Consider the following 25,777-nt stretch of genomic DNA (forward strand, 5'->3'; position numbering starts at 1 on the left):
TTACTCGTGCTGGAGGTTACGCTTACCGAGGTTGAGCCGTCGGCCATAGACACCCTCTTTTGGAGTACCTATGGACCGCGCACTAAACGCCTTCGTTAACCTCGATGTCCCTGCCGACATTGTCTGCATCGATGTCCGTGGGAGTTTGAACCAGGACTCCCGGCCGGGCCTGGTCCAGATCATCCGCCGGATCAGGAAAACAGGGATCCGCTCGCACATCCGCGTAGAGCTTTCCCGCGCAGCCATGGTGGAGTCTTTAGCGCTCGCGGGCCTTCGCAGTGACCTCAACGCCATTGACACCAGCATCCTGCCAGGGACTTACGGCGCAGGGGTGTCCCTTGATCTCTCGCCCGCCGGGGTGGAATGGGCTGCTGCGCCTGAACAGGCCCTGACCCTTCTTGACGGCTTCTCCGCCGGTGCCGTTTTGGACAATGGCGCCGTTGGCTACCCGGCTGCCGCTCCTGGCGACGCCGGAATCCTGCCGTTGGATCTCACGGAGTTTGAGGTGCTGTGCGGGCGCGCGCTGCAGGAGTACACGGATGAGGAACTGCTGCTTGCCAGCGACACCCTCTTCACTCTCCTGGACAACCCGGCAGCTTTCCCGGGATTGGACCTGCTGGCCAGGTACGACGACATCGGGCACGAGATGCTGCGCCGCCAGCAGGACACCGCGGCCCCCATTCCGGCAGCCGAAGGACAGGCCGCCAGCTGATACGACGTCACTGAAAGGTTACCGGCGGCTTCTTGCGACGGTGACTTCCAGTGTGCCTACGGTAGTGGTGTGCCATATGAGGGGGAAGTAAATCCGCAGGACAGGCGCGGCGCTTCTGGAGCCCGGCTGCTGCAGGAGGCCGCTGCCCTCAAACAGTTTTCACGCCGGGGATTCCTTGCCGGGGCAGGCATGTCAGGCCTGCTCGCTGCAGACATGCTGGTCACCCGCCAGGTGCAGTCCGCCCGCCAGGTAAACCGTATCCTCCCTGTTCCCGACGACTTCGCTGATGTGTACTACCCCGACGCCAGCTGGTTCCTGTTCCCCGGCTATAAAACCAGCTGGGAGGAGGGGCAGTGGATCCTGAACTCCCTCCGGGGCACGCTGAACAAGCGCGCCAGGCTCGCCGCCGTCGGCTATTCCAACCTAGGCCTGGACATCGATGACATCGTCATCGCCGTCATCGAGCACGTCCGCGCCCAAAAGCTGACCAAGTTGTTTTTCTACGGGCACAGCTTCGGTGGAATGGTGGCCACCCAGGTGGCCGCCCGGCTGCTGGAGCTCCATGGGGTGGGGGTGGAATTCATCGTGTTGGACTCGAGCCCGTACAGCAAGCACGACGTCCTGGACCAAAGCTGGTTCGACGGCGTGGTGTTCCTGTACGAAAGGGGTTTCCGGTTCCCGTCCACCTTCCGCGGCGGGTACGAACTGGGGGAGCGCGTCATTCACAAAGACGAACGGACGTGGCGCCAGATCCTTGACCAGACACTCGAACAGCTCTCGCCCATCGCACCGTCCAGCCTGCTCGTCCAGTCGGAGTCTGCCTACATTTACCACTTTGACGGCACCCGGTTCACCGACAAAATAGGCGACGCCAAAATGGCCTACATCGGCAACCCCCGGGACCGCACCGTGCGCTACCAGACAGCCGTGGGAGCCTGGGCGGTTGCCTTCAAGAACAACATGGTCCCCAGCGAGCTACAGACGGAAGGGGCCGTGCCCGCCCACGCCAGCCCCGGGTGGAACCCGAACATCTACCGCCCCATCCTTGAAGAGCTCCTTGACGAGAACTTCCCGCTGCCCCGGGGCGGATCGCGGGTAACGGTCTTTTAGGGCGGTCCTAGATCTGGTTCTTCAGGTCCGCCACGGAGTTCAACACCTGGTTGGGCCGGAACGGGTACGAGCCGATCTCTTCGCGCTGCGTGATGCCGCTGAGGACCAGGACGGTGTGCAGCCCCGCTTCCATGCCGGCGATGATGTCCGTATCCATCCGGTCCCCGATCATGGCGGTGGTTTCGGAGTGCGCGTCGATCTGGTTCATGGCGGAGCGGAACATCATCGGGTTGGGCTTGCCCACGATGTACGGCTCCCGGCCGGTGGCCTTGCTGATCAATGCCGCGATGGCGCCGGTAGCAGGCATGGGCCCGTCCTTGGACGGGCCCGTGGCGTCAGGGTTCGTTGCGATGAACCGTGCCCCGGCCAGGATCAGGCGGATGGCCATGGTGATGGCCTCAAAGGAATACGTGCGGGTCTCGCCCAGCACCACAAAGTCCGGGTCCTGGTCGGTGAGGATAAAGCCGGCCTCGTGCAGCGCCGTCGTCAATCCTGCCTCGCCGATGGTGTAGGCGCGGTTCCCGGACCCAGAACCCTCCACCTGGTTCTTGAGGAACTGCGCGGTGGCAAGGGCTGAGGTCCAGATGTTCTCCTCGGGAACCTCCAGCCCGGAGGCGCGCAGCCGCGCGGCGAGGTCGCGTGGCGTGAAGATGGAGTTGTTGGTGAGCACCAGGAAGCGCTTGGATGTGTCCACCCAGCGCTGGATAAGCTCGGCGGCGCCGGGCACCGCCTGGTTTTCGTGGACCAGGACGCCGTCCATGTCCGTCAGCCAGCACTCGATGTCCTGCCCGCTGCGGTATACCGATGGTGACCCTTTAACCTTGTCCGCTTCTGCCATGCCTACCTCCGCCGGTGATGAAAGCCCGAAAGGTCCAGTCTAGTGTTGAGGGGTGAAGCAAACGCCCGGTATGACGTCCGAACCGCCTGCAGCACCTGGACCGGAACACCCGGAGGCGCCGGGCGAAAAGCCGGAAGTCGGCGTCGGACCTTGGGAAGGCGAGCTGCCGGAAGGCGACCATTGGGACCCTGACCTCCTGGCGGACGGCGACCGCCGCAATGTGCTGGACAAGTACCGCTACTGGAAGCATGACGCGATCGTGGCGGAGCTGGACTCACGGCGGCACAACTTCCACGTCGCCATCGAAAACTGGCAGCACGACCTCAACATCGGCACGGTGGTGCGCACCGCGAATGCCTTCCTCGCCAAGGAGGTGCACATCATCGGACGACGGCGGTGGAACCGCCGGGGCGCCATGGTCACCGACCGTTACCAGCACGTCCGCCACCATCCCACCGTGGAGGATTTCGTGGCCTGGGCGCAGGGGGAGGGGCTGGCGATCATCGGGATCGACATCTTCCCGGACTCCGTTCCTTTGGAGACCTATGAACTGCCCAAGGACTGCGTGCTGGTGTTTGGCCAGGAAGGGCCCGGGCTGACCCCTGAGGTCCACGAGGCCGCCCTCGCCACCTTGTCCATCGAGCAGTTCGGTTCCACCAGGTCCATCAACGCGGCCTCGGCGGCCGCAATTGCCATGCACGCCTGGGTACGCCGGCACGTGTTCAACCAGCACGTGTAGCGGGGCAGGGCCAGGGTCCGGGCGTAACCCACAGCACTCCCAGCGCGGTAATGACTAGGATGGTGCTAGCCGTAAGCGGTACTCCAGGGTTACCAGCCCACAGACGAACCTCAGCATAGGAGTCAGCATGCCCATTGCAACCCCAGAGATCTACTCCGAGATGATCGACCGCGCAAAGGCGGGCGGCTTCGCATTCCCGGCCGTGAACGTCACGTCCTCGCAGACGCTGAACGCAGCCCTCCGCGGCTTCGCCGAAGCTGAGTCCGACGGCATCGTCCAGGTCTCCACCGGCGGTGCGGCCTACTGGTCCGGCGCCTCCACCAAGGACATGGTTGCCGGTTCCCTGGGCTTCGCCGCTTTCGCCCGCGAAGTTGCCAAGAACTACAACGTCAACATCGCGCTGCACACTGACCACTGCCCCAAGGACAAGCTGGACGGTTTTGTGCTGCCCCTGCTCGCAGCTTCCGAGGCTGAGGTCAAGGCCGGCCGCAACCCGCTGTTCAACTCCCACATGTGGGACGGCTCCGCCGAGACCCTGCAGGAAAACCTGCGCATCGCCCGCGAGCTGCTCGAGCGCACCGCTGCCGCGAAGATGATCCTTGAGGTCGAGATCGGCACCGTGGGCGGCGAAGAAGACGGCGTCGAGAACGAGATCAATGAAAAGCTCTACACCACGGTCGAGGATGCCCTGGCCACCATTGAGGCATTGGGCGCCGGCGAGAACGGCCGCTACATCACGGCACTGACCTTCGGCAACGTCCACGGCGTCTACAAGCCCGGCGGCGTTAAGCTCCGCCCGGAGATCCTCAAGGACATCCAGGCACAGGTGGGCGCCAAGATCGGCAAGGACAGCCCGTTCGACCTCGTGTTCCACGGCGGTTCCGGCTCCTCTGACCAGGAAATTGCCGACGCCGTTTCCTACGGCACCATCAAGATGAACATCGACACCGACACCCAGTACGCCTACACGCGTCCGGTAGCGGACCACATGTTCCGCAACTATGACGGTGTCCTGAAGGTCGACGGCGAAGTGGGCAACAAGAAGACCTACGATCCCCGCGTCTGGGGTGCTTCGGCCGAAGCCGGCCTGGCAGCCCGCGTGGTGGAGGCGACCAAGCAGCTCGGTTCGGCCGGAAAGACCTTCTAGATGTCGGACGAGTTCCGCAAGAACCTGATGGGCCCGGAACCCACGCTCCTGCCTGCCGAGACGGAGGTCTACCAGCAGCTGGAAGCCGGCCAGGAAGCCCTGGACCTGGTGGAGAAGCACCCCACTTCCTCGTTGTTGTGGGCCGTCTTGGCTGAAGAGGCCTGGGCCGAGGGACGCACCATCGATTCCTACGCTTACTCACGCGTGGGCTACCACCGTGGGCTGGACTCGCTGCGGCGCAACGGCTGGCGCGGCGTCGGCCCGATCCCGTGGGAGCATGAGCCCAACCGCGGCTTCCTGCGGGCGCTGTACTCGCTGGGGCGGGCTGCTGCGGCCATTGGCGAGGCGGAGGAGCCGGAACGGATCGAGAAGTTCCTGAACGACTCGGACCCCACGGCGAAAGCAGCCATCGAAGGCGAGTAATACGCGTTGCGGTAAAGAACGACGACGGCCGGTCACCTTCTTTGGAAAGGTGACCGGCCGTCGTCGTACGTGCAGGAGTTTTTGTCCAGATACGCAGCTCAAAACGCTGTTTTGGCCTGCATATCTGGACAAAAACTCACAGGTTTGGGGGGATTAGCTGGCTTTTTGCAGGCCCGTCCGCGCCATCGCGTCGGCGTAGGCCACGCGCATGTCCTCGAGGTACTCCTCCTGGCGGGCGGGCGAGCCGGCGAACGCGCGGCCGCTGAGGGAGCGCACCTTGTAGGTCTTCAGTCCGCGACGCCAGAGCAGCGGCACCTCAGTCTTCAGCAGCAGGTTCGCCAGGCGGTTGGCCTCCGTGCCGTGGGCCACGATCACCGAGGCACGCGGAACCAATGCCAGGAACTTCAGCAGCGGCTTGAGGCCCGCGGAAATCTGGTCCGGCGTGAACTTCCCGTTGGCCTCCCCGGCGACGTGCCAGGGATGGACGTTCCACGGCATAACGAACTCCGGCCGCAGCCCCAGCTTCCACTGGATCCCCAGCATCCGGGTGGCGGCGTCGTGGTCGCCGGCGGTGATGAATCCGGACGGGTCGGCCTCGCCGATGTTCGAGTACAGGCTGATGATGCGGCACTCGTCGACGTCGTGCATGGGGTCCACGTAGGGCACAATGGTGCCCGGCTTGGTCCCCTGCAGGGAATCGCACAGTTCGTTGACGGCTGCAACGTTCGGTTCGTAGCGGCGGTTCAGAAGCTGATCATGGAAAGATTCGGGTGCCAGGGCTGTCATGTAGTGCTGGGTCTCCTGCGGGGATTGGTGTTGCTGCCACCGCGAAAATGGGCGCACAATGGCGCAGCAAATCCGAAGTGGTTGAAATGGGGCGGACCGATTCCTGGTCGGCCTTTACCAGTTTAGCAAGCCCTGCGAAACGAAACGCCGGTCCCGCGCACCCAATCCAAGCGGGGCACGGAACCGGCGGTTTGCGTTTTCTGTTCCGGGCTACCAGAGCCGCTTGGTGGCCCGGCGCGCACCCTCGCCCAAGGCTTCCAGCTTGGCGAAGGCGATCTGCGGGTGGACCCTGCCGCCCAGGCCGCAGTCGGTGGAGGCGATGACGTTCTCCCGGCCCACAACGTCTGCGAACCGTACGATCCTGTCTGCCACCAGGTCCGGGTGCTCCACCACATTGGTGGCGTGCGAGACGATACCCGGGATGATGACCTTGCCCTCGGGGAGCTTGGTCTCCTCCCAAACGCGCCACTCGTGCTCGTGGCGGACGTTGGCAGCCTCGAAGGAGTAGCCGCCGGCGTTGATCTGCAGCATCGTGTCCACCAGGTCCGCAAGGGGAAGGTCGGTGGTGTGCGGGCCGTGCCAGGAGCCCCAGCAGAGGTGGAACCGAACCTGCTCCTCGGGAAGGCCGCGGAGGGCGTAGTTCAGGGCTTCCACGCGGATTTGGGTGAACTTCAGGTAGTCGGCCACACTCGGCTCGGGGCTGATCTGGTCCCAGTTCTCGGCGATGGAGGGATCGTCGATCTGGAGGATCAGGCCGGCGTCGATGATGGCCTTGTACTCTTCACGGAGCGCGTCGGCGCAGGCGTAGATGTATTCCTCCTCCGTGGCGTAGTACTCGTTGGTGATGCGTGAGGCGCTCCCGGGGGAGAGTGCGGCAACAAACCCTTCCTTCAGACCGGCGGCGGCCAGGCCTGCTTTCAGGTTTGCAATGTCGGAGGCGACGGCGTCCTGGCCCGTGTAGACGAGCGGTCCAGTGACCTTGGGGAAGGGCTTGGGGCCACCGGTGAAGATGCCGCTGGTGGGATCGTTGTAGGCCTCTGCAAAGTGGGTGCGGTCGCGGCGATGGATGAAGCCGGTGAGCTGTACGTTGCCCGGGGTGGATTCCTTCGGTTCAACCGCCCACTTGGCGTCGTTGTCCAGTTCCAGCCCGCCCATGCGTGCGAAGGAATAGGACCACCATGCGCCATAGTCCACAGCGGCGGACATCGCGTGCCCGTATTCGCCGTCGTTGGGGATGTCGATGCCGAGGCCCTGCTGGCGCTGGACCAGGTCCACCACGGAAGCGGTAAGGAGTTCGTTGAAGCCCCCGACATCGGAAGGTTTCTCTTCGCGGGCGGCGTTGGCGGCGATCAGCTCAGGGGTACGCGGCAACGATCCGGCGTGGGTGACGCGGATGTGGTCTGTGTTCAGGGACATGCTGGATTTCCTTTCCATCGGTCCTGGCAGTAGCACCTTCGCAGGCAGGACGTACCTGCACTCTGTGGGGTTGCTGCGGCGTCATCGATCCAGGTCTCTCGGCCGCTCCGGATGGGCACTCTCACTTAAATGCACCGGTACGCCCGGGAGCAAATCCGCTTTCGGATTGTGTCGGCGGGGACACGAGGGCCGGAGCTTTCAGAACGTAATAACTGGCTGCAGATTGGTGTCACCTCATTGACAGCCTTTGTCGAGGTTGGTTGTCTTTTGTCACAGCCCGCGATGGGGGACATGGCGGGCTGGACGCACCTAATGCACTCGAAAGAGGTACCGCACCGTGAGAAAAACCCTGGCAACCTTCAGGACCCTGGCAGTTTCCGGAGCCCTGGCACTGGCAGCAGTAGCCGCGCCGGCACCGGCGATGGCCGTGGGCGAAGGCCCCAACTATGACGGCAACGGCCAGATCACCACATCGAAGCTTGCCACCTACGAGCAGATGGTCTCCTTCCTCAAGGACCAGGACGCCCGCCAGGGCGCCATGGAGCTGGAGGTCATCGGCCAGACCGTGAAGGGCCGGGACATACACCTGGTCAAGTACATGTCGGACCCGGCCAAGCCCACCATCCTTTACCTGACGCAGCAGCACGGCAACGAGCAGCTAACCACCGAGGGCGCGCTGGAATTCGTCAAGCACCTGGGCACCGGCAAGTCCGCAGACATTCTCGGCGGCGCGAACATCCTGATCGTTCCCATGCTTAATGCGGACGGCGCCATGGGGGACGTGAACTTCCCCCTGGACGACTACCTGGCCAAGGGTGACCGCAACATGACGCGGTACAACGCCGAAGAAGTGGACCTCAACCGCGACCACGTAGCCAAGGTCCAGCCGGAAACGCAGGCGCTGCACAATAACGTGATGCGCAAGTACCGGATCGATTACATGATCGATCTGCACCACCAGGGCACCCGCAGCGAACGCGACGGCAAGCTGGTTTCCGGGTCCATCTTGTACCCCACCACGCCGAACGCCGATCCCGCAGTTGTTGAAAAGTCCAAGCAGTTGGGCGCCGTCGTCTTCGATAACGTTGACTCCACCGGTTGGGGCCACCTCGGCAAGTACGTCGGCGGCAGCGCCGAAACGATCAGCCGCAACGGCATTGCCGTGGAATACGGGATCGCTACGCTGCTGTTTGAGATGCGTGGCATGTCCGACCACTATCTGGACGGCTACGCCCTGGGGCTCCGTAGCAACGGATACCTGATCAAGCAAACGGTCACCACCCTCACCGCAACCGCCGCAGCAATCGCTGATGGATCAATTGCCGACGCCGACACCTCCTTCTGGGACAGCCTCGCCACCCAGACCTCCCGCCCCGGCGAGGAAGCTGACGACGAGTAGCGTCACCGCTGACAGCCCGCCGCGGTCCTTTGCCGCGCAGGATTCCTTTACCCTGCAAGAAGGACCGCGGCGGCCCAACGAGTGGACAAAGTCCCTCATCGGCTAAACTTGGGTGGTAAGAGCCCCGGAACTCTTGCGTCGCTGTGCCGCCCGCGGACCAGCGAAGGCCGGTCCATTCGGGGCATTCTCATGAACGGCGCTGCACCAGGCCGCCACGTTGTGGCATGGCACGGGCAGCCCGAACGAATGGGGGAGGATCCCATGCCAGCAATTGTGATCGTAGGAGCCCAGTGGGGCGACGAAGGAAAAGGCAAGGCGACCGACCTGCTGGGCGGCCGCGTTGACTACGTCGTCAAGCCCAACGGCGGCAACAACGCCGGGCACACCGTCGTCGTAGGCGGTGAAAAATACGAACTCAAGCTGCTTCCGGCAGGCATCCTCAGCCCCAACGCGGTACCCATCATCGGCAACGGCTGCGTTGTTAACCTCGAGGCGCTGTTCCAGGAGATCGAAGGCCTCCAGGCCCGCGGCGCCGACACTTCAAAGCTTCGCGTCTCTGCGAACGCACACCTTGTTGCTCCCTACCACCAGGTGCTGGACAAAGTGACGGAGCGCTTCCTTGGCAGCCGCGCCATCGGGACCACGGGCCGTGGCATCGGCCCCGCCTACATGGACAAGGTGGCCCGCCTGGGCATCCGGGTCCAGGACGTGTTTGACGAGTCAATCCTCCGCCAGAAGGTGGAAGGTTCGCTGCGCCAGAAGAATGAACTCCTGGTCAAGGTCTACAACCGCCGCGGCGTGCTCGTGGATGAGATCGTGGAGTACTTCCTGTCCTTCGCCGACCGGCTCCGCCCGCTGGTCATCGACAGCACCCTGGTCCTCAACTCTGCCCTGGACGAGGGCAAGGTGGTCCTGATGGAAGGCGGCCAGGCGACTTTCCTGGACGTGGACCACGGAACCTACCCGTTCGTCACCTCCTCCAACCCCACGGCCGGCGGAGCCTCCGTGGGGTCGGGCATCGGGCCAACCCGCATCTCCCGCTCCATCGGCATTATCAAGGCGTACACCACACGCGTTGGCGCCGGCCCGTTTCCCACGGAGCTTTTCGACGAGATGGGCGTCTACCTGCAGAAAACCGGCGGTGAATTCGGCGTCAACACCGGCCGGCCGCGCCGCTGCGGATGGTATGACGCCGTCCTGGCCCGCCACGCCTCACGCGTCAACGGCTTCACGGACTACTTCGTCACCAAGCTGGACGTGCTCACCGGCATCGAGCAGATCCCCGTGTGCGTTGCCTATGACGTCGATGGCGTGCGCCACGACGAAATGCCCATGACGCAGACCGAGTTCCACCACGCAGTGCCAATCTTCGAATACTTCGAGGGCTGGACAGAGGACATCACGGGTGCGCGGACCCTGGCGGACCTGCCGGAGAACGCACGCAACTATGTGCTGGCCCTGGAGAAACTGTCCGGGACGCGCTTCTCCGCCATCGGTGTCGGACCGGACCGGGACCAGACGATTGTGGTGAACGACCTCATCAACGACTGACGCGTCAGCAATTACGACGGCGGCGGGCCACCCATAAAGGGTGGCCCGCCGTTGGCTTTCGCCGCGGAAGGGGCGTGGGCTGCAATTTACACAGGGTTAACCCGGCCGGTCTTGTGAGGTGTCCGGCGGCGGCCGCAGACTCTTTAACACCAGGTGAACTGATCACCACACGGTTCCACACAAACCCCTCGGAGAGAACGCAGCGATGCGTCCGGACAACCCGGCCAAAGACGTCGCCAGCAGGATCCCCGTAGACGGAAGGATTCGCTATGGCCGGAAAGTTCGAAGTGTTTGTCGACGCGGACTCGCTGTTCAGGTTCCGCCTGCTGGCAGCAGACGGCACGATCATGGCTGTTTCCCAGGCGTTTGAGGACAAGCGGGCAGTGGCCGCCGGGATCGCAGCAGTGCGCGAGTGCGCCGGGACCGGGCTGGTCACCGATCTTTCCTCGTCCGTCGCTGTTGCCCGGCCCGTTCCTGCGGCTGTCCACAGTGCCGCAACCGTTGAAGCCAAGCCCGATTGCGGGCCGCGGATTCCAGTCAAAGTGCACGCCTTCACCCATGCCAGGGGAACGCGCCAACTGGCCGTTGCGCCGCGCTGATTCCGCGTCTCCGACTCCTCGCCACCAGCTCCGAAAGTTCTGCAAAAAAACTTTTGAAACCGCGTAACCCTTTGGGCGGCCCTGACGATTACCCCTATGTAGCGCCGGCTTGGAACTTGTCCCCCATCACGTTCCAGGCCGGCTCTTTCACTTCCCGGTGCCAAAGGCAGTTGCGGCAACTGGCCGCAGCGCTTTGCGTGGCTGGCTCGGGGCAGTAGTTACTGAGGGGTAAAGTGATGCGGGGAAAAGGCATTCCTCATTGGATCAGGCCTCTTCCGTCCGGAACCCCTTTTTGACTGAAAGCACGACGTCCGTGACAGATGCACTCACAGACGGAACCCTGCGGGACCAAGCCGCCGGTGCGTCCGTCTTCAGCCTTGTCTACCGGACCTATGCATCACAAGTCCTGGGCTATCTCGCCGCCCGGGGAGTCGAGGACCCGGAGGCGGCCATGCAGGAAGTGTTCCTCTCCGTCCTGCCACGGCTCGACACCATCCATGGTGGCGCCGCGGGCCTCCGGACTTTTATCTTCTCCGTCGCGCACGCCCGGATGGTGGACGATCACCGGCGCCAAAGCCGCACCCCCGCCAGGTTGCCCTTCGAGCCTGAACTGGACCAGCGTGAAGATTGCTCCGCGGAGACGGACGCCCTCAAACGTATTTCACCCCTTGAGGTCATAGGCCTGCTGGACGGGTTGCCGCAGGACCAGCGCGAGGCCCTGGCCCTTCGCCTCGTTGCCGGACTCACCGTGGAGCAGACAGCTGAAGCCATGGGCAAGAGCGCCGGCGCCGTAAAGCAGCTTCAGCGGCGGGGACTGGGGAAACTTCGGGAACTTTCGGCTGTGAAGGAGTACCTGAGGCCATGACGCACGTGGATTTCCTGCCCACAATTGTGGAGGAGTTGCTCCTCGACGCCGGACACGGCAAGGACCCCGAGCTTCGCGCCGCGCTTCTTGCGGTGGGGTCGCTGGCGTCACTGCCCGCACCGGCCCCGTCCGGAAAACTTGCGGTTCTGCTGGCGGAATGCGGCGACGGGTCCACTGGCGGCGCGGGCGATGCGGCCGGGACTTCGGAAAGCGGGCCGGATGAACTCGCCAGGCGCCGGGGGCTCCGGGCACACCGGCCGACCGTCGTCGGCCTTGCCCTCATAGCAGGCATGGGACTTGGCGTGGGCGGGGTAGCGGCCAGTTCCGCCATCCCCGGTGCAACCGGCAGTCTCTCGATCCAGCACATGCTGGACGACTGGACGCCCGCCTGGAGCCTTCCCACGCGGGACGCCGTAGTGCTGTCGGACCCCATGGATGGACCCAACTCCGATGCAGCGGCGCACGGGGAGCGGGAACCTGGCGATGCCGAAGAAGACACTACTGCCGGGGGCACCCGCACGACCGCTCCCGTCGCGGAGGATCCGCCTGTCCCACCCGGCAGGCCGGAAGCCGCGGCACCGGACCGGTTCGGGCAGGGGAAACACGTAAACGGGGAGGCTCACAGGGGCGGCGGGCAGAACACTGCCACCGGCTCCGGGAAGAGCGACGCCAAGGGGCCCGACGAGGAGGAATACGCGGTCCCTGCCGGTGTGCTCCCGGAGCAGGCAGTTGGCCAGGGAGGGGCAGGTGCCCAGGACGAGCCCAACCATGTGGCTGGAGCGGTGCCAGTGGTACGGGCGGACTCCGTGCCGGAAGTCCTCAGACAGGCTGCGGACGCCGCCGGGGCAGCTGCACATGCAGTGCCCGGTGGGAAATAGCTGCAGAAGTTCAGCCGGTAGGCGCCACGGGGAAGTACGTTAGCCGGCGTGCCCTCCCGGCCACGTAGGCTAGGCACATGGGGCACAAGAATGATCCTGCCGTTGTCGAACGCCTGATGCGGACCAAAGGGCGGTGGGCCATTGTGGGCCTCACCACCAATGAGTGGCGCGCCGCGTACGACACTTCGCTTTTTATCCGGGACCGGCTGGGGATGGAGATCATCCCCGTCAACCTTCGGGGCGAGCCGGTACATGGGGAGGCCGGCTACCGGAGCCTTGGTGACATTCCCGCTGAGAAACACCCCATCGACGTGGTGGACTGCTTTGTGAACTCCCAGAAAGTGGGGGAAGTGGTGGACCAGGCAATCGCCGTTGGGGCGAAGGCGGTGTGGCTCCAGCTTGGGGTCATCGACGAGGCCGCGGCGGAGCGGGCCAAGGCGGCCGGGCTGGATGTAGTGATGGACACCTGTCCCGCGCAGCAGGCCTGGAAATACAACCTCTGACGGGCCGGCAGCTAGCGGTTCAGAAGCTCGGGATAGTGCCGCTCCGTGACGTCCGGGTGGGCACGCATCCTGCCCTTGAGCATATTCATCCCGTACGAGGCCAGGAGCGGGTTCGCGGGGTCGTCTGAAATGCCCCTTGCTTCAGCCTTCAGTTCGGGCGGCAGGGGGACCGGGCCGATCACCGCGTCCAGCCGGGGAGACCAGAAGAACGGGACGGAGTACCTGTCCACCCCCGGGGGTGGCGCCTGGACCCGGTGGATGGTGGCCGCCAGGTATCCCTCCGTTGCTACTTCGAGCATCTCGCCGAGGTTCACTACCAAGGCGCCCGGGATAGGCTCCACAGGCAGCCACTCCGTGACGCCGGGGGGCTGGACCTCCAGCCCGCCTACCTGGTCCTGCAGGAGGAGCGTGACGAATCCGTAGTCCGCATGGGAGCCGACTCCCTGGTCGCCGGCTGCCTCGACCACGCCGCCGACGTAGTGCACCAGTTTGCCCATCCAGGCAGGTGAACCGCGGAAGGGCTCGTCGAAGTAGTCCTCGGGCAGTTCCAGGGAAACCGCGATGGCACGAAGGAGCTCCATTCCAACCGTGCACATCAGCTCGGCCCACTCCATCGCCGCAGGCTTGAGCTCGGGGAAGGACTCGTCCGGCCACAGGTTCGGACCCTGGAGCAGCCAGTACGGCTGGTCGGCCGGATAGTCCCTGACCGGCTCACGCTCGGGGGAGTAGTCAATTTGTTCGCGGGCATCCGCCCTGCCCTGCGTCACCTCGGTGCCCATCCGGGTGTATCCCCGGAAGTGCGGCGACAGGCGGTTGTCCAGCTTCATCCGTTCCTCCAGGGGCAGGCTGAAGAAGCGCCGGATGACGTCCAGGAGATGTTCGGCCTGGCCCGGGCCGGCACCGTAGCCGGTGACTTGGAAGAAGCCGACGTTATGGGTGGCGTACCGCAGCTGTTCAATGAATTCCGGACTGAAGGACCCGTAGGGCTGCCGCGCCGTGCTCAGGTCCAGAACAGGTATCCCCTGATCGTGTGACATCCTCGCAGACTAGCACCGTCAGTGGCCTGCTTTATAGGCTGGCTTTATGGACCCCGACGCGCTGAGGAAAATTTGCCTTTCTTTCCCGGGCGCCTTCGAGGATTACCCGTTCGGGCCCGAAACTGCCGTATTCAAGGTCCGGGCCAGGGTTGCCGGCGGGGCCCGGCACGAGGCCAAGCTCTTTGCCTTGTCCTCGATGGACGCCAGCGATTTTTACGTAAACCTCAAATGTGAGCCCACCCTGGCCGTTCAGCTCCGCGCAGCGCACCCGGAAATTACCGGGGCCTGGCACATGAACAAAACGCACTGGAACGGCGTACGCCTCGATGGGGCGTTGCCCTATGGCATGGTCCGGGACATGGTGGAGGACTCCTACGACCTGGTGGTGGCTGGCCTCAGCAGGAAGCAGCAGGAGCAGCTCGGCTGGGCGCGCCTGGCAGGGAGCAGAGGTGAACACCTTTGAAGGCAAAGCGCATGGCAGGCGATGTCCTCAACTACCCCGGCATCGGCGGCACGGAGCACGGTTCCGCGCCTGCGGGTTACGCGACCGTGCTGGAGGAGGTCCGCCTCGGCACCGGCCTGCGGGTTTACCAGCGGGTGGCCGCCGGCATCCTGTCCTGGGAGTTGCAGCGGCGTGCGGGCCTCCGCGTCCGCACTGATTCCCCGCGTGCAGTGCCCGGGGCCCGGGTGGCAAGCGGGTTCGGCGTCGGGCCCTTGCGGCTGGACGCGCCGTGCGAGGTGGTATGGGTCCGTGAACCGCTGCCTGGGGGAATGCCCCAGTCTGCCGGATTCGGGTACGGAGCACTGCCCGGGCATCCCGCGCGGGGAGAGGAGTCCTTCGAGGTGGAAATCAACGGAAACGCCGAGGTTCTCCTTCGAATCCGGGCCTTCAGCAAGCCGGGCAACTGGTTTTACGCGGCCGGCGGACTGGTGACCCGCGCTGCGCAGCGCCACGTTACTTCCCGGTACATTGAAGGGGCACGCCAACTCGCCGTGGAAGGACAACTCCCGTGATCTTTATCGTCGTTAAATTCAAGGTCAAGCCTGAATGGTCCGAGCGTTGGCCTGATCTTGTTGCGGACTTCACCCAGGCAACAAGGCAGGAACCGGGCAACCTCTGGTTCGACTGGTCCCGCAGCCTGGAGGACCCGAACGAATACGTCCTGGTTGAAGCGTTCAAGGACGACGCCGCCGGAGAGCACGTCAACAGCCCGCACTTCAAGCAGGCCATAGCTGACATGCACCAGGCCCTCGCCGAGACACCCCGCATCATCAGCCGCCAGCTCGACGGCGAAGGCTGGGACCGGATGGGCGAACTTTCCATCTAGCCCCGCAGCCGTATTTCGTTAGGCTGATGCCATGTGGATCGGCTGGATCGAATTCGACATCCTCCTGGGCGACGTCCAGAGCCTGAAGGAGAAGCGCTCGGTTATCAGGCCGCTGCTGGCTGACATCAAGCGCAAGTATGACGTGTCTGTGGCTGAGGTGGGGTATCACGACCAATACCGGCGCTCGCAAGTGGGCGCCGGCCTGGTGGCAGCTGACCGGGCCCACCTCGTGGAGGTGCTCGACGCCGTCGAACGCCTCGTGGCCGGACGGCCGGAAATCGAACTGCTGAGCGCACGGCAGCGGGACCACCACAGCGAGGACTGACTGCTAGTTCCGTTGCCAGGCGGCCTGCCACGTGATGTCCGCCAGCGTTGCCTGGCCCTGGAGGCTCGGGTGGAAGTAGTCCAGGACACTTACGTCGCCTGCGCTGAATCCGTGGGCGTAGACGGCTCCGCCATCAGTACGGCAGCTTTCATACCGGGCACAGGTGTCTGCGAGGACCTCGTTGAATGCTTGCTCCCGCTGGACCACCTGCCGGCGCATGTCCTCGGAGTTCCGAGCAGCCAGCATGGATTGGCAAATGCGGCCGGCGGACCAGGCTGATTGTGCTGACGGGTCGAGGCGCAGGACATTCCACAACTGGTACATGTCAGGGATGCTGCTGACAAAAACCTGGGGCCGCGGACGCATCTGGTCCAGCGTGGCAAGCGCGCGGGTCACGGAGGCCCGGAAGTCGTCAACCGGGGTCATCGTGTCCAACGACGGCGTGCAAAGATCGTTCGCGCCCACCAGCACGGTGACATACGCGGCGCCTTGTCCGGCTGCGGCCTCGGCTTGGCGGGGCAGATCTGCTGCTTTTGCCCCGCTCACGGCGTTGTTGAAGTTTTTCTCCCTGATTCCGGGCGTCAGCTGGAGCAGGCGTTCGTAGTGGCTAGTGACCCCATCGCTCGGGCCGTCACCGGTGGACCAGGACCGTGCCGGATCATCGCCCTGCGCGCAGCAGGCGCCGTAGGCCTGGGTGATGGAGTCCCCGAGGGCCGCCATGCTGTGGGGGTAGGCAGCGTTCGGCGCCGATCGTGGTGTAGGCGCCGCCGCAACCAGGATCAGGATCGGCAGCAGCAGGAAGCTGAGGAACCTTGCCACCTTGGCCATAGCTCGATTAAAGCGGAAATCCGCGCCACCTTCCGAAGGGGGCGCGGATGTCCGTGTTTGGCAGTGCTGGGGTCAGCCGAAGTACTTGGGCAGGGTTCCCTCATGGGCTTCCCGGAGGGCGTCCAGGGACAGGCTCTCCACCCCGTTGATCTCCAGGGTGCCGCTGGCCGCGTCCACCACGCCAATACGGGTGTGGGCGAAGCCGCGGGCGGTGCACATGTCCGTGAACCGCACTTCCTCGGAGCGCGGGACGCCAACGACGGCACGGCCCTGGGATTCGGAGAAGAGCGCCGTGAAGAGGTCCACGCCGTCCCGGTCCAGGACATCCTGCAGCGCGATCCGGGCACCGACGCCATATCGCAGCGAGGATTCCACGAGGGCCGCCGCGAGGCCACCTTCAGAGAGGTCGTGCGCGGAATCGATCATGCCATCGCGCGAAGCGTTGATCAGGATCTCACCCAGGGCACGTTCGGCGTCGAGGTCAACCTTGGGCGGCTGGCCGCCCAGGTGGCCGCGCATGTTCGCCCACTCGGAGCCGTCCAGCTCTGCCGCGGTGGTGCCCAGCAGGTAGATTGCCTGGCCATCCTCGCGCCAGCCCGACGGCGTGCGGCGGGCAACGTCGTCGAGCTTGCCCAGCACTGCCACCACAGGGGAGGGGTGGATAGGCGTGGTGCCCGTCTGGTTGTACAGCGAGACGTTGCCGCCGGTGACCGGGATGCCCAGCACCATGCAGGCGTCGGACAGGCCACGGATCGCTTCGGCGAGCTGCCACATAACGTCCGGGTCCTCGGGGGAGCCGAAGTTCAGGCAGTCGCTGACAGCCATGGGGACGGCGCCGGACGTGGCAACGTTCCGGTACGCCTCAGCCAGCGCCAGCTGTGCGCCGTGGTACGGATCCAGGTAGGTGTAGCGGCCGTTGGCGTCGGTGGCCAGAGCCACGCCCAGTCCGGTTTCCTCGTCCACGCGGACAACGCCGGCATCATCGGGGAACGCCATGGAGGTGTTGCCGCCCACGTAGCGGTCGTACTGGTTGGTGATCCAGGACTTGGAGCACATGTTCGGCGATGCCACCAGCTCGGTGACGGCCTTGGCCAGTTCTGCCGGAGCGGAGGGCCGGCTGGCGTCCTGGACGGAACCGGTGAAGGTGTCTGCCTGCACAGCGTCCTGCCACTCCGGACGGGCGAACGGACGGTCATAGACCGGGCCGTCGTGTGCCACGGTGCGGGGATCGACGTCGACAATCACCTCGCCTTCCCATGTGATGATGAGGCGGCCGCTGTCCGTCACCTCGCCCAGCCAGGCGTACTCCACAGCCCACTTGTCCATGACCGCTTCGAACGCTTCCACGTTTTCCGGGGTGACAACGGCCATCATGCGTTCCTGCGACTCGGACATGAGGATCTCGCCCGGGGTCAGCGTGGGGTCGCGGAGCAGTACGGAGGTCAGCTCAACGGCCATCCCGCCGTCGCCGTTGGAAGCGAGTTCGGAGGTGGCGCAGGAGATGCCGGCTGCGCCCAGGTCCTGGATGCCCTCAACCAGCGAACCCTTGAACAGTTCCAGGCAGCACTCGATCAGGACCTTCTCGGCGAAGGGGTCGCCTACCTGGACTGCGGGGCGCTTGGACGGCTTGGTGTCGTCGAAGGACTCGGAGGCCAGCACGGAGGCGCCGCCAATGCCGTCGCCGCCGGTGCGCGCGCCGAACAGGACCACCTTGTTGCCCTTGCCCGAGGCATTGGCGAGGCGGATGTCCTCGTGCCGCATCACGCCCACGGCCAGGGCGTTGACCAGCGGATTGCCCTGGTAGACGGAGTCGAAGACCATCTCGCCACCGATGTTCGGCAGGCCCAGGGAGTTGCCGTAGCCGCCGATGCCGGCAACGGCACCGTGCATCACGCGGGCCGTGTCAGGATGGTCGATGGCGCCAAAGCGCAGCGGATCCATCACAGCGACGGGGCGGGCACCCATGGAGATGATGTCGCGGACAATGCCGCCGATTCCGGTCGCAGCGCCCTGGTAGGGCTCAACGAACGACGGCGAGTTGTGCGACTCGATCTTGAAGGTCACGGCCCAGCCGTGCCCCAGGTTGGTCACGCCGGCGTTTTCGCCGATGCCCACCAGCATGTCCTTCTTCATCTCCGGGGTCACCTTTTCGCCGAACTGGCGCAGGTGGTTCTTGGAGGACTTGTAGGAGCAGTGCTCGCTCCACATAACGGAGTACATGGCGAGTTCGGCGCCCGTGGGACGGCGGCCCAGGACCTTCACGATCTCGTCGAACTCGTTCTGCTTGAGGCCCAGTTCGGCCCAGGGGAGTTCGGTATCCGGAGTCTTCGCGGCATGCTCAACGGTGTCGATGTTGAACTTCTTGGTGGTTTCGATGCTCACTTGTCGCCTCCCACAATCTTGGTCAAAACGGAGGTGAAGAAGCCCAGCCCGTCGGTGTCGGACCCGCCGACGCCGTCGAGCGACTCGGGACCGAATCCGGGCTCCACTGCGTGCTCGGGGTGCGGCATGAGGCCCACTACGTTGCCGGCGGCGTTGGAGATGCCGGCGATGTCGCGGCGGGAGCCATTCGGGTTGAAGCCCACGTAGCGGAACACCACGCGGCCCTCTGCCTCGAGCGCGTCAAGGGTTTTGTCATCCGCGAGGTACTGGCCGTCCTGGTTCTTGAGCGGCACAGTGATTTCCTGGCCGGCTTCGTAGTCCAGCGTCCATGCGGTGTTGCTGTTTTCGACACGCAGGACCTGGTCACGGCACATGAACTTCAGGTGGTCGTTCTTGATCATCGAACCGGGCAGCAGGTGCGACTCGGTGAGGATCTGGAAGCCATTGCAGATGCCGAGTACGGGAAGCTTAGCGTCGCTGTTGGCGGCATCGATGATCTTGGACATCAGCGGCGCGAAGCGGGCGATGGCGCCCGCACGGAGGTAGTCGCCGTAAGAGAAGCCGCCGGGAATCACGACGGCGTCGACGTCGCCAAGCTCTTTATCGGCATGCCAAAGCTCGACGGCGGTGCCGCCGGCCAGGCGGACCGCACGGGCGGCGTCGCGGTCATCCAAAGTGCCTGGGAACGTGACCACGCCGATCCGGGCGCCGGCGAGCCTGGCGGCACCGGAAGCGTTGGCGGCGACGGCCTCGCCGATCAGGGGAAGTTCAGTCATTTCAGGCCTCGACGACCTCGACGTTGACGACGTCCTCGATCACGGGATTGGACAGCAGGGTCTCTGCGGCGTCGCGCGCCTGGGCCAGGATCTCCTCGGTCACCTCGCCGTCGACGGTCAGTTCGAAGCGCTTGCCCTGGCGGACAGAACTGAAGCTGGTAAAGCCCAGCCGGGGGAGAGCGCCGACGATAGCCTTCCCCTGCGGGTCCAGAATCTCGGGCTTGGGCATAACGTCAACAACGATCCGGGGCATCCGGTAACTCCTGTGCGTGAGCTTGGGTAAGGGCGCAGCGGAGTGGTGCCGTCTCACGCCGTACCGAGGTGTTGATACACCTTGTTAAACCTTGTGGACGGGCGCTCCGCGAGCTTGCCACTCCATTCTACCGGCCGGAGCGCCCCAGCCTGTATTCGGCAAATTCCAGTCACCGGCGGCGGCCGGAACCCTGGATTTGAGGAGCAGCGGCGGGCGGTTCGCCGCGGGATCTGGAGTTGAGCCAAAGGTGTCACTAGGATTGCTGAATGGCTGCGAAATCGAGATCCGTGCTGTTGCCCATGGTTGCTGCGGCAGTGTTTGCCGGACTGGGGCGAATGGTGCTCCAGAAGATCAAAGCCGACCGGTTCGCGCGGGAAAACCGGGTCGCGGGGCCCATGGATGAAAAGACCCGGCAGTGGATCAGCGACGTGGTGCGCACACCCCGGTAGCAGCGTCTGCCCGCACTCACTCTGAACTTGCCAGGGCGCCCTGCACGGTGCCCTTTCCATGCCACCGTGCCCTGCCCGGCGCAGGCGTGGAACTGGCGAAAGATTCTCATTGTGTCCTATGTCATATTGAGCTATCAGTCTGTACTCTTTGAATCGACTGGTCTCACGAAATGACAAGATCTGTAATTTCGCTGACAGCCAGTCATTTTCGGCCCGCAGTCGTGGCGGGGCCGGTACCTCGTGAAAGGGTTGCACGTGAGATCTACTGGAAAGAGTCCCTTACGGGGCGGGGGATTCCGGAAGGCTGCGGCGCTGGCCGTGGGTCTGCCTCTACTCCTCACCTCGATGGCCGTAAGTCCCGCTACCGCGGTGCCGGCCGGACAGGATATGGCAATAGCTGCAAAGAAGACCACGCCCGCGGAGTTCAAGGACGGACGCTACATCGTTGTCCTCGCGGGTGCGGCGGCTGCGGCCTACGAGGGTGAAACGCCGGGACTTGGGGCCACCAAGCCGCAGAGCGGCCGGAAGCTGGAACCCGGAAGTGCCAACTACAAGGCCTACGACGCCCATCTGCGCAAGCAGCAGCGTGAGGTCGCTGCCAGCAAGGGGGTTACTCCGGTAAAGCAGTTCACGGCTGCCCTCAACGGTTTCAGTGCCGAGCTGAACGCAGATCAGGCCATGGAGTTGTCCAGGGACAACCGGGTTCTGGCCGTGGCGCCGGATGTGGAGAATGCCCCGGACTACACCACCACTGACTTCCTCAAGCTGACTGGCCCCGACGGAGTCTGGGCAAAGCAGTTCGGCGGGGAAGCCAACGCCGGCAAAGGCGTTGTCGTAGGGGTCATCGATTCCGGGTACGCCCCGGACAACCCATTCCTGCAGGGCGAGCCAGTCCAGCCGCTGAGTGGTCCCGCGCAGGTGGGCGTGCCGTACCGGACCGCCGAGGACCGGATCGCCATGCTCAAGGCCGACGGCACCACCTTCGAAGGCGAATGCCAAAAGGGGCAGGGGACGGGCGCCTCTTTCGACGGCTCCCAGTGCAACTCCAAGGTCATTGGCGCCAGGTACTTTGCCGATGCCTTCCTGCAGTCCGTACCGCCCGGAAACCGGGCCCCGGAAGAACTCATCTCACCGGTCGATGTCGGAAGCCACGGCACCCACACTGCCACTACCGCCGCAGGCAACGCGAACGTAGAGCAGGTGATTGACGGCTTGGGGTTCGGCAAAAGCTCCGGCGTTGCTCCCGCCGCAAAGGTCTCCGTCTACAAGATCTGCTGGGAGGACACCAACCCCGATACCGGAGGCTGCTACTCCTCCGCTTCGGTCGAAGCAGTGGATGCCGCCATCAAGGACGGCGTGGACGTCCTGAACTACTCGATTTCGGGCAACAACAACAGCACTACTGATCCGGTGGCACTGGCGTTCCTCAACGCTGCCGCCGCAGGGGTTTTTGTTTCCGCGTCCGCCGGCAACTCCGGCCCCACCGTCTCAACGGTCAACCACGCCTCACCCTGGCTGACCACGGTTGCGGCGTCCACCTTCCCGAGTGACCTGCTTGGGACCGTCAAGGTCTCCGACGGCTCGCTGTACCGCGGAGCTTCGATCATGAAATCGGAAGTCGCAGACAAACCGGTTGTCGTCGCCTCAGCTGCGGCAGCAGCAGGTGCTGCCAATCCGAACCTCTGCGGCCCCGGTTCCCTCGATGCTGCCAAGGTGGCTGGCAAGGTGGTGGTCTGCGACCGCGGCGTTGTGGACAGGATGGCCAAGAGCCAGGAGGTCCAGGACAAGGGCGGCGTCGGGATGATCCTGGTGAACCTCACCAGCAGCTCCGAAGATGCGGACAATCACGTGCTCCCCACGGTGCACGTCAACGCTCCGAAGAGCTTGGAACTGAAGTCCAAGATTGAAGCCAACCCCGCTTTGACAGTCAGCCTGGTCAAGGGGGACTTGACCGGAGAACCCGCTTCCCCGACGCCCCAGATCGCCGGCTTCTCCTCCCGCGGGCCAAGTCTTGCTTCCGGTGGCGACCTGCTGAAGCCGGATATCGCTGCACCCGGTGTGAACGTCCTCGCGGGCGTTTCCACCATCGGCAACGACGGCGAGCAGTTCGGCTTTATGTCCGGCACGTCCATGGCCGCACCGCACATCGCCGGTTTTGGGGCGCTGGTGCTCAGCAAACAGCCCAAGTGGACGCCTGCCATGGTCAAGTCGGCAATGATGACCACTGCCTACCCGCTGGTCAACGCTGACGGTTCACCCAACACAGATCCCTTCCAGGGCGGCGCGGGCCATATCGACTCAACCCGCTTCCTGGATCCAGGCCTGGTCTACAACTCGGGCGTCAAGGACTGGCTCGGCTTCCTCAACGGTCAAGGTGTAGAGACGGGGGTTCCACAGGCCGGCACCATTGCCGCCCGCGACCTGAACCTGCCGTCCATCGCGCTCGGCAGCCTGGTGGGGGAAGTGCAGGTCAAGCGCCAACTCACTGCCCTGGTTCCCGGGATGTACCGGCCGGAAGTCAACATGCCGGGCTTCAGCGTCCAAGTGGAGCCGAATGCGCTGAACTTCGCGAAGGCAGGCCAGACCCGCGAGGTTACCCTGACCATCAGGAACGTGAGCGCTCCGGTGGGCAAGTTCAGCACCGGCACCCTGACCTGGAAGGGCCCGCGCACTGTGAGCTCTCCCATCGCCATTCGCCCTGTTGATGCCCAGATTGCCCCGTCGTTCTCCTTCAGCTCAGCCACGGGCAGCGGCAGCGGCACCATGGAACTGGTGTCCGGTTCGGACAACCCCATCAAGGTTGGGGTGGAAGGCCTGGCGCCGGTAAGCCAGACAGCCATCACGAAAACTCCGGGGGCGTACGCCCCGACAAATGATGCGCACAACGCGCTGCTTGAGGTAACGGTGCCCGCCGGGGCTTCATTCGCCCGCTTGGGTGTCCAGGCGCAATCGAACGACGTCGACTGGGACATGGTGGTCTACGCACCTAATGCTTCGGGCGGGGTGACGGCAACACAGGTGGCAACGGCTTCGGCCAGCGAGTTCCTGGATGTGGAGTCGCCGCGAGCGGGCACGTACTACATCGTGGCCAACCTGTACTCCACTCCTGACAATGAAGCAGCCAGCGCGTCCGTTCAGGCGGTCACGTTTGCGGGGGACGCCGGCAACCTCACGGTCGAACCGAACCCGATTGTGGCTCCGAACGGCACGGCCACCTCGGCCACGCTGGCTTGGACAGGCCTGTCCGAAGGGACTTACGCTTCGCGCCTCAGCCTGGGCGACAACGGCATCAGGACCTGGATCAACGTCCAGGTGGGCGGCGCCTCCGCTGCTCCTTCCGGAGCTCCGCAGGTAGCTCTCGCGGACGCGGTTCCCGGGGCCTAGCAGCCTGACGCTTACCGAACAGGATCCCCGGCGGTTGTACCGACCGGGGATCCTGCTTTTCCGGCTTTTTCCTCGGGCAGACGGCGTTGCCTTAGATGGCGCCGGAAGCTCCACTGACGTTACCCAGCAAAGAAGCCATTGTCTTCCAGCGCGAGATTTCGCATCCGTCCGTCCGCGTGAAGACCGCTTCAACTGAGCGGCCGTGGAACGTCCCTGTCACCACGGCGACCTGCGGTCCACCATATTGCTGCGTGCACAGCTTCGGAGGGCCCGGTTTGGGAAAGAAGATATCCTCGCCGTAGCGTTCCACCGCGGCCAGCGCAGCCTCAGGGTCCGGCACTGTGCTTTCAGTGGAAGGACGCCCGCCGTCGGCCACCAAGTGGAATTCGTGCTCGCCGGCGTCGGGGCTTTCCCGCAGCCGGATGGTCAGGTCGATCACGGCTGTCCGCCCCCGGACAAGGCGGCCAGTTCCAGGGCCAGCTTTTCCCGGAGTCCTGCTGCCTCGGCTGCAAAGGACCGCTGGTGCTCCACATAGGCAGCCTTGCCCTGCGGGGTTTCGATGGGGATGGCGGGGTAGCCCCACTCCACCAGGTCGTAGGGGGAAGCCTGCATGTCCATGGCCCGGATCCGCCACGACAGCTCAAAGCAGTCCATCACCAGCTCACTGGGCAGGGCGGGCAGCAGCTTGTACGCCCATTTATACAGGTCCATGTTGGCGTGCAGGCAGCCAGGCTGTTCAAGGTGCCGCTGGGTTTCCCGGCTGGGTGCCAGTTCGTTCAGCGGAATCGCGTCAGGGGTGTAGAAACGGAAGGCATCAAAGTGGCTGCAGCGGATCCGGTTGTCCTCCACCACCTTGTCCGTCCCGGCCGACCCGAGGCGCAGCTGCAGATACTCGTGGCGCAGGTCGAACCGGTCCTGGTGGTAGACCATTGCCCATTCATGGAGCCCGAAGCAGCCAAACTGCGCAGGGCGGGCGGCAGTGCCGCGCAGGATGATCGCGGCGAAGGCGACGGCATCCTTGCGGTCGGCGAGAAACGCGTCCCGGTCCATGGTGACCGCGGGGCTTCCCGGCGGCAGCCCGAGGAAGGCAAGTTCGCCGTCGTCGAGCGTCCGATAGTGTTTCCACCCGCGGCGGTCCGCTGCTTCCCGGCCCAGAAGAACGACGCCGGCGCCCGGGTGCCAGCGGCGGAGCTGGCCCGGTTTCTGGGTGTAGTAGGTAAAGAGGAAATCCTCCACCGGATGCTTTTCTCCGGCTGACCGGCGGGCAAGGTACGGGTCCGCGTAGCGGCTAACCCGCTGCTGGTGGGCTTCTTCCCTGGCCCGCCACTCGTCGGCCGCCAGGACGTTAAGCCGCTCCACCAGTAGCACCAAGTACATCCTTCGCAGCATCCCAGGCGCTGATTTCGCAACCGTTGGTGCGGGTAAAGGCAGCATCAACAGAAATCCCGTCCACTACGCCGGTAACGGTAGCTTCCTGCGGCCCGCCGTACTGCTCCGTGCAGACCTGGTCAGCCCGTTTCGGAGAGGGGCTCAGCAGCGCCGCGTTTTCCTTCAGGGCGGAGCAGGCAGCGTCAGCAGCGGGATGGTTGCTTTCTGCGTCAGGCCTACCGTCGACGCAGACCAGGGTGTAGTGGACCTCGGACTCGCCGGCGGACGGCTTGAAGGCGATGGCCAGTTCGGCGTTGCCCTGCCCGGGGCCTGATGACGGCGCAGCAGGCTCGGGGGCCGGCGCGGGCACGGAAGTCTCAGCCTCAGGGTCGGCGCTGCCCGAAGGGGCAGGCGAACCTGGCGATTCCGTCGAGGAAACGGAGGCCGAGGGCGAGGCTGAGGCGTCACCGGTAGGACTTCCCCCACCCCCGTCCGGGGTGCAGGCGGGCAGCAGTACCGCCACGAACAACAGCGCCGCGATGCGGAAGTGCATGGTGGCTTTAGGACGCCTCGGGCGGGGACAACCCGCTGGGCGCATCACATGCACTGTGTCCCGTGAATGCATATTGAGCCGGCGCTGTGGCAAGTCCGTCATGATGCCATTCTACTGCCGCGGTCCTG

At 64.6% G+C, this 25,777-nt stretch carries 28 protein-coding genes and 1 riboswitch; of the genes, 17 read left to right on the forward strand and 11 right to left on the reverse strand.

Annotated features, from left to right (window positions below; all coding sequences use genetic code 11):
• Positions 1 to 70 precede the first annotated feature (70 nt).
• Both AC5RUQ_RS04705 and AC5RUQ_RS04710 read left to right on the forward strand, forming a co-directional pair.
• Positions 71 to 712, forward strand: coding sequence for a hypothetical protein (locus tag AC5RUQ_RS04705; protein ID WP_493946222.1), 642 nt, complete (start codon positions 71 to 73; stop codon positions 710 to 712).
• Between the two features lie 69 nt (positions 713 to 781).
• A complete protein-coding gene (locus AC5RUQ_RS04710; protein WP_493946223.1) occupies positions 782 to 1,822 on the forward strand; it encodes an alpha/beta fold hydrolase in 1,041 nt (346 codons plus the stop codon).
• 7 nt (positions 1,823 to 1,829) lie between these two features.
• On the opposite strand, the gene AC5RUQ_RS04715 is transcribed toward AC5RUQ_RS04710, so the two are convergent.
• Entirely contained in the window at positions 1,830 to 2,660 is an 831-nt protein-coding gene (locus tag AC5RUQ_RS04715) for an HAD-IIA family hydrolase (RefSeq protein ID WP_493946224.1), read from the reverse strand.
• Positions 2,661 to 2,730: 70 nt separating this feature from the next.
• Between AC5RUQ_RS04715 and AC5RUQ_RS04720 the strand changes: the two genes are divergently transcribed.
• The 3 genes from AC5RUQ_RS04720 (at position 2,731) to AC5RUQ_RS04730 (ending at position 4,969) form a co-directional block, all read left to right on the forward strand.
• Positions 2,731 to 3,399: a TrmH family RNA methyltransferase gene (locus AC5RUQ_RS04720; protein ID WP_493946225.1), complete on the forward strand. Its 669-nt coding sequence runs from the start codon at positions 2,731 to 2,733 to the stop codon at positions 3,397 to 3,399.
• A gap of 127 nt (positions 3,400 to 3,526) precedes the next feature.
• The gene (gene fbaA / locus AC5RUQ_RS04725; RefSeq protein ID WP_163164703.1) at positions 3,527 to 4,546 is read left to right on the forward strand and encodes a class II fructose-bisphosphate aldolase; all 1,020 of its coding nucleotides are present in this window, start codon (positions 3,527 to 3,529) and stop codon (positions 4,544 to 4,546) included.
• The gene (locus tag AC5RUQ_RS04730; RefSeq protein ID WP_493946226.1) at positions 4,547 to 4,969 is read left to right on the forward strand and encodes a DUF3151 domain-containing protein; all 423 of its coding nucleotides are present in this window, start codon (positions 4,547 to 4,549) and stop codon (positions 4,967 to 4,969) included.
• 153 nt (positions 4,970 to 5,122) lie between these two features.
• On the opposite strand, the gene AC5RUQ_RS04735 is transcribed toward AC5RUQ_RS04730, so the two are convergent.
• Together AC5RUQ_RS04735 and AC5RUQ_RS04740 are read right to left on the reverse strand one after the other, a co-directional pair.
• Positions 5,123 to 5,755, reverse strand: a complete 633-nt coding sequence (locus AC5RUQ_RS04735; protein WP_493946227.1) for a uracil-DNA glycosylase family protein — start codon at positions 5,753 to 5,755, stop codon at positions 5,123 to 5,125.
• A gap of 210 nt (positions 5,756 to 5,965) precedes the next feature.
• Positions 5,966 to 7,171 carry a cobalamin-independent methionine synthase II family protein gene (locus AC5RUQ_RS04740; RefSeq protein WP_493946228.1) on the reverse strand — a complete coding sequence of 402 codons (1,206 nt, stop codon included), beginning with the start codon at positions 7,169 to 7,171 and terminating at the stop codon, positions 5,966 to 5,968.
• Positions 7,172 to 7,182: 11 nt separating this feature from the next.
• A riboswitch (SAM riboswitch) is annotated at positions 7,183 to 7,289 on the reverse strand.
• 219 nt (positions 7,290 to 7,508) lie between these two features.
• Between AC5RUQ_RS04740 and AC5RUQ_RS04745 the strand changes: the two genes are divergently transcribed.
• The 6 genes from AC5RUQ_RS04745 (at position 7,509) to AC5RUQ_RS04770 (ending at position 12,966) form a co-directional block, all read left to right on the forward strand.
• Entirely contained in the window at positions 7,509 to 8,570 is a 1,062-nt protein-coding gene (locus AC5RUQ_RS04745) for a M14 family zinc carboxypeptidase (RefSeq protein ID WP_163166588.1), read from the forward strand.
• 261 nt (positions 8,571 to 8,831) lie between these two features.
• Positions 8,832 to 10,121 (forward strand): adenylosuccinate synthase, encoded by a 1,290-nt coding sequence (locus tag AC5RUQ_RS04750; RefSeq protein WP_163166586.1) that lies wholly within the window; start codon positions 8,832 to 8,834, stop codon positions 10,119 to 10,121.
• 269 nt (positions 10,122 to 10,390) lie between these two features.
• Positions 10,391 to 10,720, forward strand: coding sequence for a YegP family protein (locus AC5RUQ_RS04755; protein WP_493946229.1), 330 nt, complete (start codon positions 10,391 to 10,393; stop codon positions 10,718 to 10,720).
• Positions 10,721 to 11,033: 313 nt separating this feature from the next.
• Entirely contained in the window at positions 11,034 to 11,585 is a 552-nt protein-coding gene (locus AC5RUQ_RS04760) for an RNA polymerase sigma factor (protein WP_493946401.1), read from the forward strand.
• Positions 11,582 to 12,463, forward strand: a complete 882-nt coding sequence (locus tag AC5RUQ_RS04765) for a hypothetical protein (protein ID WP_493946230.1) — start codon at positions 11,582 to 11,584, stop codon at positions 12,461 to 12,463. The genes AC5RUQ_RS04760 and AC5RUQ_RS04765 overlap by 4 nt, the downstream gene beginning before the upstream one ends.
• Before the next feature lie 77 nt (positions 12,464 to 12,540).
• Positions 12,541 to 12,966, forward strand: coding sequence for a CoA-binding protein (locus AC5RUQ_RS04770; protein ID WP_493946231.1), 426 nt, complete (start codon positions 12,541 to 12,543; stop codon positions 12,964 to 12,966).
• Between the two features lie 11 nt (positions 12,967 to 12,977).
• Here AC5RUQ_RS04770 and AC5RUQ_RS04775 read toward each other — a convergent pair whose 3' ends face one another.
• A complete protein-coding gene (locus tag AC5RUQ_RS04775) occupies positions 12,978 to 14,003 on the reverse strand; it encodes an isopenicillin N synthase family dioxygenase (RefSeq protein ID WP_493946232.1) in 1,026 nt (341 codons plus the stop codon).
• A 46-nt stretch (positions 14,004 to 14,049) separates the two neighbouring features.
• On the opposite strand from AC5RUQ_RS04775, the gene AC5RUQ_RS04780 reads away from it, so the two are divergent.
• From AC5RUQ_RS04780 to AC5RUQ_RS04795, 4 genes are read left to right on the forward strand one after another with little or no spacing between them, the layout of a single operon-like run.
• The gene (locus AC5RUQ_RS04780) at positions 14,050 to 14,466 is read left to right on the forward strand and encodes an MmcQ/YjbR family DNA-binding protein (RefSeq protein WP_493946233.1); all 417 of its coding nucleotides are present in this window, start codon (positions 14,050 to 14,052) and stop codon (positions 14,464 to 14,466) included.
• Between the two features lie 11 nt (positions 14,467 to 14,477).
• On the forward strand, positions 14,478 to 15,017 hold the full coding sequence (locus AC5RUQ_RS04785; RefSeq protein ID WP_493946234.1) for a DUF1990 domain-containing protein: 540 nt from the start codon (positions 14,478 to 14,480) through the stop codon (positions 15,015 to 15,017).
• Positions 15,014 to 15,331 carry a putative quinol monooxygenase gene (locus tag AC5RUQ_RS04790; protein ID WP_493946235.1) on the forward strand — a complete coding sequence of 106 codons (318 nt, stop codon included), beginning with the start codon at positions 15,014 to 15,016 and terminating at the stop codon, positions 15,329 to 15,331. Before AC5RUQ_RS04785 ends, AC5RUQ_RS04790 begins: the two co-directional genes overlap by 4 nt.
• A 31-nt stretch (positions 15,332 to 15,362) precedes the next feature.
• On the forward strand, positions 15,363 to 15,656 hold the full coding sequence (locus tag AC5RUQ_RS04795; protein WP_461173818.1) for a DUF503 domain-containing protein: 294 nt from the start codon (positions 15,363 to 15,365) through the stop codon (positions 15,654 to 15,656).
• A 3-nt stretch (positions 15,657 to 15,659) separates the two neighbouring features.
• Here the strand turns inward: AC5RUQ_RS04795 and AC5RUQ_RS04800 are convergent, their stop codons facing one another.
• The 4 genes from AC5RUQ_RS04800 to purS all read right to left on the reverse strand — a co-directional run bounded on the left by AC5RUQ_RS04800 (position 15,660) and on the right by purS (position 19,895).
• On the reverse strand, positions 15,660 to 16,484 hold the full coding sequence (locus AC5RUQ_RS04800) for a GDSL-type esterase/lipase family protein (RefSeq protein ID WP_493946236.1): 825 nt from the start codon (positions 16,482 to 16,484) through the stop codon (positions 15,660 to 15,662).
• Between the two features lie 72 nt (positions 16,485 to 16,556).
• Positions 16,557 to 18,866: a phosphoribosylformylglycinamidine synthase subunit PurL gene (gene purL, locus AC5RUQ_RS04805; RefSeq protein ID WP_493946237.1), complete on the reverse strand. Its 2,310-nt coding sequence runs from the start codon at positions 18,864 to 18,866 to the stop codon at positions 16,557 to 16,559.
• Complete coding sequence (purQ, locus tag AC5RUQ_RS04810; RefSeq protein WP_493946238.1) at positions 18,863 to 19,642, reverse strand: phosphoribosylformylglycinamidine synthase subunit PurQ; 780 nt, start codon at positions 19,640 to 19,642, stop codon at positions 18,863 to 18,865. The genes purL and purQ overlap by 4 nt, the downstream gene beginning before the upstream one ends.
• 1 nt (position 19,643) lies before the next feature.
• Positions 19,644 to 19,895, reverse strand: coding sequence for a phosphoribosylformylglycinamidine synthase subunit PurS (gene purS, locus AC5RUQ_RS04815; RefSeq protein ID WP_015935902.1), 252 nt, complete (start codon positions 19,893 to 19,895; stop codon positions 19,644 to 19,646).
• 266 nt (positions 19,896 to 20,161) lie between these two features.
• Between purS and AC5RUQ_RS04820 the strand changes: the two genes are divergently transcribed.
• Together AC5RUQ_RS04820 and AC5RUQ_RS04825 are read left to right on the forward strand one after the other, a co-directional pair.
• Complete coding sequence (locus tag AC5RUQ_RS04820; protein WP_493946239.1) at positions 20,162 to 20,344, forward strand: hypothetical protein; 183 nt, start codon at positions 20,162 to 20,164, stop codon at positions 20,342 to 20,344.
• A 255-nt stretch (positions 20,345 to 20,599) separates the two neighbouring features.
• Complete coding sequence (locus AC5RUQ_RS04825; RefSeq protein ID WP_493946240.1) at positions 20,600 to 23,728, forward strand: S8 family serine peptidase; 3,129 nt, start codon at positions 20,600 to 20,602, stop codon at positions 23,726 to 23,728.
• Between the two features lie 91 nt (positions 23,729 to 23,819).
• On the opposite strand, the gene AC5RUQ_RS04830 is transcribed toward AC5RUQ_RS04825, so the two are convergent.
• The 3 genes from AC5RUQ_RS04830 to AC5RUQ_RS04840 are packed head-to-tail and all read right to left on the reverse strand — an operon-like array spanning position 23,820 to position 25,751.
• Positions 23,820 to 24,167, reverse strand: a complete 348-nt coding sequence (locus tag AC5RUQ_RS04830) for a serine protease inhibitor (protein ID WP_493946241.1) — start codon at positions 24,165 to 24,167, stop codon at positions 23,820 to 23,822.
• Positions 24,164 to 25,105, reverse strand: a complete 942-nt coding sequence (locus tag AC5RUQ_RS04835; protein ID WP_493946242.1) for a 3-methyladenine DNA glycosylase — start codon at positions 25,103 to 25,105, stop codon at positions 24,164 to 24,166. Before AC5RUQ_RS04835 ends, AC5RUQ_RS04830 begins: the two co-directional genes overlap by 4 nt.
• Positions 25,074 to 25,751: an SSI family serine proteinase inhibitor gene (locus tag AC5RUQ_RS04840; protein WP_493946243.1), complete on the reverse strand. Its 678-nt coding sequence runs from the start codon at positions 25,749 to 25,751 to the stop codon at positions 25,074 to 25,076. Before AC5RUQ_RS04840 ends, AC5RUQ_RS04835 begins: the two co-directional genes overlap by 32 nt.
• Between the last annotated feature and the right edge of the window lie 26 nt (positions 25,752 to 25,777).

The organism is Arthrobacter sp. MDT2-3 (assembly GCF_059090465.1).

Bases quoted from the DNA above. Each gene is read 5' to 3' on its own strand.
- AC5RUQ_RS04705 (WP_493946222.1), top strand. From the start codon at position 71: ATGGACCGCGCACTAAACGCCTTCGTTAACCTCGATGTCCCTGCCGAC.
- AC5RUQ_RS04715 (WP_493946224.1), bottom strand. From the start codon at position 2,660: ATGGCAGAAGCGGACAAGGTTAAAGGGTCACCATCGGTATACCGCAGC.
- AC5RUQ_RS04720 (WP_493946225.1), top strand. From the start codon at position 2,731: ATGACGTCCGAACCGCCTGCAGCACCTGGACCGGAACACCCGGAGGCG.
- fbaA (WP_163164703.1), top strand. From the start codon at position 3,527: ATGCCCATTGCAACCCCAGAGATCTACTCCGAGATGATCGACCGCGCA.
- AC5RUQ_RS04730 (WP_493946226.1), top strand. From the start codon at position 4,547: ATGTCGGACGAGTTCCGCAAGAACCTGATGGGCCCGGAACCCACGCTC.
- AC5RUQ_RS04735 (WP_493946227.1), bottom strand. From the start codon at position 5,755: ATGACAGCCCTGGCACCCGAATCTTTCCATGATCAGCTTCTGAACCGC.
- AC5RUQ_RS04740 (WP_493946228.1), bottom strand. From the start codon at position 7,171: ATGTCCCTGAACACAGACCACATCCGCGTCACCCACGCCGGATCGTTG.
- AC5RUQ_RS04750 (WP_163166586.1), top strand. From the start codon at position 8,832: ATGCCAGCAATTGTGATCGTAGGAGCCCAGTGGGGCGACGAAGGAAAA.
- AC5RUQ_RS04755 (WP_493946229.1), top strand. From the start codon at position 10,391: ATGGCCGGAAAGTTCGAAGTGTTTGTCGACGCGGACTCGCTGTTCAGG.
- AC5RUQ_RS04765 (WP_493946230.1), top strand. From the start codon at position 11,582: ATGACGCACGTGGATTTCCTGCCCACAATTGTGGAGGAGTTGCTCCTC.
- AC5RUQ_RS04770 (WP_493946231.1), top strand. From the start codon at position 12,541: ATGGGGCACAAGAATGATCCTGCCGTTGTCGAACGCCTGATGCGGACC.
- AC5RUQ_RS04775 (WP_493946232.1), bottom strand. From the start codon at position 14,003: ATGTCACACGATCAGGGGATACCTGTTCTGGACCTGAGCACGGCGCGG.
- AC5RUQ_RS04780 (WP_493946233.1), top strand. From the start codon at position 14,050: ATGGACCCCGACGCGCTGAGGAAAATTTGCCTTTCTTTCCCGGGCGCC.
- AC5RUQ_RS04785 (WP_493946234.1), top strand. From the start codon at position 14,478: ATGGCAGGCGATGTCCTCAACTACCCCGGCATCGGCGGCACGGAGCAC.
- AC5RUQ_RS04795 (WP_461173818.1), top strand. From the start codon at position 15,363: ATGTGGATCGGCTGGATCGAATTCGACATCCTCCTGGGCGACGTCCAG.
- AC5RUQ_RS04800 (WP_493946236.1), bottom strand. From the start codon at position 16,484: ATGGCCAAGGTGGCAAGGTTCCTCAGCTTCCTGCTGCTGCCGATCCTG.
- purQ (WP_493946238.1), bottom strand. From the start codon at position 19,642: ATGACTGAACTTCCCCTGATCGGCGAGGCCGTCGCCGCCAACGCTTCC.
- purS (WP_015935902.1), bottom strand. From the start codon at position 19,895: ATGCCCCGGATCGTTGTTGACGTTATGCCCAAGCCCGAGATTCTGGAC.
- AC5RUQ_RS04820 (WP_493946239.1), top strand. From the start codon at position 20,162: ATGGCTGCGAAATCGAGATCCGTGCTGTTGCCCATGGTTGCTGCGGCA.
- AC5RUQ_RS04835 (WP_493946242.1), bottom strand. From the start codon at position 25,105: ATGTACTTGGTGCTACTGGTGGAGCGGCTTAACGTCCTGGCGGCCGAC.
- AC5RUQ_RS04840 (WP_493946243.1), bottom strand. From the start codon at position 25,751: ATGACGGACTTGCCACAGCGCCGGCTCAATATGCATTCACGGGACACA.